Below are 3,042 nucleotides of genomic sequence, written 5' to 3' on the forward strand. Positions count from 1 at the left end.
GCTCATGGTTGCAATCTCACTTTGGCGGTGGATAGTAGCTTTGATGCTAGCGCATCTAGGCCTCTTTTTCACCTGCTCTTTGATATTGCACTTCATGTGTTAATCTAAGAAATAATAAAAGTTATGAATAAGACTAAAATGTTATTTAACGTTTACATCGGTTCATGCTTGACGAAACTGTAGATTACTTGTTAAACACTATAATAAGTCGGTTGCATGATTAAAAACTTCCAAGTTGGTTCTTATGTATCTAATAGTATCGTGTCTATAAAAAAGACAAACTGTTATTTAAAATACCTCAACTATTCAGCTGTTAGCCCTGCTTTAACACCCGATAAACCGTAGCCACCCCAACACCAACCGCCTTAGCAATCTCCTCTTTCGTCATATTGTTTTGACTGGCCAACTCTCTAATACGATTATGTTTCACTGTATTGGCTTTCTTACCTGTGGGCTTATAACCACTATTCGCTAACCCCTGCTTAATACGCTCTCTACGCTTATCGTTATCAAGCTTTGCCATCGTTGCTAACAAGTCGATCAGCATATGGTTAATCACTGCTAGGATCTCACCTGTCATGCCCTTACTTACCGTATGTGTGGTTGGTAGATCGGCCACCACCAATCGCAAGCCCTTGTCTTTGATGCGCTGCTTTAGAATTGCAAAATCATCTTGAGATAGCCTGCTTAATCTGTCCACGCTTTCAACCAGCAGAATATCGCCTTGATCAGCGTCCTTTAATAGCTTAGCTAATACTGGCCTATCGAGCTTTGTACCACTGAAATGCTCAACGTACTCAACATGGTTATCGTTATAGCTTTGGCTAAAGCTAATCAAGTCAGACAAGGCTCTCTTAGCATCTTGATCCTTAGTGCTGGCTCTCACATAAATACGAACGGTCATAACGCCACCTATATTATTTAGACTTAATAACCAATGTTCAGTGATAATAATAAGATATTACTATCATTTAACATTAATAACAAGACTAATGATAGATATATTATCGTTTAGAGGTTTTATTTTTTAGGTATAGTGCAATGGGAAGATAGAACTAAGACAATTAAAGAGCTGATTAAAGAACTCCAAAGTTTTGGGGATCAAAACTTGATTGTTATGATAACTAATGATGAAGGTGAAACATTTAACTCGGTAAAGTTGGTTAGCAAAGGGTTTGTAGCTAATAAAGATGATCCTGATAAATATAAGAAAGTTTATTGTGCTTTATACTTCTAAGCTTTAAGACCATCTAAGACAGTTAGTTAGTTTTTTTAATCCCTAAACCCATGAAAATCGGTTGGGGGGTGATTTTTTTGCCGTGTGCAGAGAAAAGTAAGTCAAAGATTTTTTTACTAGCTGCTTTAGCGATAACCATTATTTAAGATAATCTCGTTAAAGCAGCTATGACCTAACCTTTAAATGTTAAAAGTAAAGGGTAAATTTGAAAAATTAAGGAGTTAAAATGACTTTACGACATTCTTCTTCACGCTTTTCGAAAATTTCATAACCTTTAGCAGCGTCAGACAAATTCATACGGTGAGTAATAATAGCTTCAGGTGATAAATCACCATTTTCAATATACTCTAATAATTGTGGTAAATACTTGTGTACATGGGTTTGGCCCATTTTGAAAGTAAGCCCTTTATCAAAAGCGTCACCAAATAAGAAACCATGAATGGGTCCTGCATACACACCAGGAACACTAACGACCCCGCCACGACGCACAGCTGCAATACATTGACGTAAAGCTGCACCACTTGACCCTTCAATTTTCAAATTGGTCATTATTGTTTCTAGCATACTGCCTTTGGCTTCAAAGCCAATCGCATCAATAACGCCGTCAACGCCGCGATGTCCTTTGGTCTGTTCAATGATGAATTCAGCAGCATCTACCTTATCGAAATTAACCGGAATAGCCCCGTACGTATCTTTGGCATACTGCAAACGGTAGTCATTATGATCTACCACGAAGATCTGCTCAGCGCCTAACATTTTGGCACAAGCTGCTGATAACAACCCCACAGGACCCGCACCATAAATAGCTACGGTTGAACCTTTAGTAATATTGGCATTAGTCACGGCCTGCCAAGCAGTTGGTAAAATATCTGATAAAAATAAAACCTTCTCATCTGACAGTGAGCCATTTACTTTGAACGGATTAAAATTACCTTTAGGAACCCGTACAAATTCTGCTTGTCCACCAGGAATCCCACCATATAAATGGCTAAAACCAAATAAAGCAGCCGGTGGCGGAATTATTTTTTTATTAATAGCAGCGCCTGGGCCTGTATTTGTAGTCTCACAAGCGGACATTAGGTCATGCTGACAGAAAAAGCAGTTACCACATGCAATAACAAAAGGAATAACAACTCTATCGCCTTTTTTAACAGCAGTGACTTCAGATCCTACTTCTTCAACTACACCCATAAACTCATGACCGAAGATATCGCCTTCCTCGGTTGCAGGCATTTTGCCACGATATAAGTGTAAATCTGAGCCACAAATTGCAGTTGCAGTCACACGTAAAATAACATCATCTTTTTCTTGCAGTTTAGGCTCTGGGACATTGTCCACTCGCACATCTTTAGCACCGTGGTAAGTTAAAGCACGCATAATTTCTCCAGTTAAGTAAAGCTTGCAAAATCTCGATAAACAATAATCTGTGATAATACAAGATGAAAGTTATTAGAATCAATGGTTTATGTTATCTAAGTTAAGTATTACTCAATTATATTAGCACCTTGAAAATCGAGATTTATAATCAACGTGTGTTAAAAAGGTTGCGTGTTGTAAGTAAAAAATTGTAGTGGTCAACTAATTTAGGACACTAATAAAATTCAAACATACATCGCCATTCCTTATAACCCTGAGTCGAGAACGGATAATAATTATAAGCGTTGGGGCAACTTTTATGACCGCCAAGATCTGTTTATAGTGGTCAACTAATTTAGGACACCTTCTAAGAGGTTTTTATTAAAGTAACGTTTTTCTGTTTCTACTGGTGTTAAATAATTGTTGAAGCTATGCGGTCTCACGGTTTG

2 protein-coding genes are annotated in these 3,042 nt (G+C 37.8%); both read right to left on the reverse strand.

Annotation, left to right across the window (positions count from 1 at the left end):
* Positions 1-313: 313 nt before the first annotated feature.
* A complete protein-coding gene (locus tag HQR03_RS13965; protein ID WP_144296423.1) occupies positions 314-904 on the reverse strand; it encodes a recombinase family protein in 591 nt (196 codons plus the stop codon).
* Positions 905-1,450: 546 nt separating this feature from the next.
* Positions 1,451-2,614, reverse strand: coding sequence for a zinc-dependent alcohol dehydrogenase (locus HQR03_RS13970; protein WP_025645663.1), 1,164 nt, complete (start codon positions 2,612-2,614; stop codon positions 1,451-1,453).
* Between the last annotated feature and the right edge of the window lie 428 nt (positions 2,615-3,042).

It is taken from the genome of Psychrobacter okhotskensis (assembly GCF_013248965.1).
Classification (GTDB): domain Bacteria; phylum Pseudomonadota; class Gammaproteobacteria; order Pseudomonadales; family Moraxellaceae; genus Psychrobacter; species Psychrobacter okhotskensis.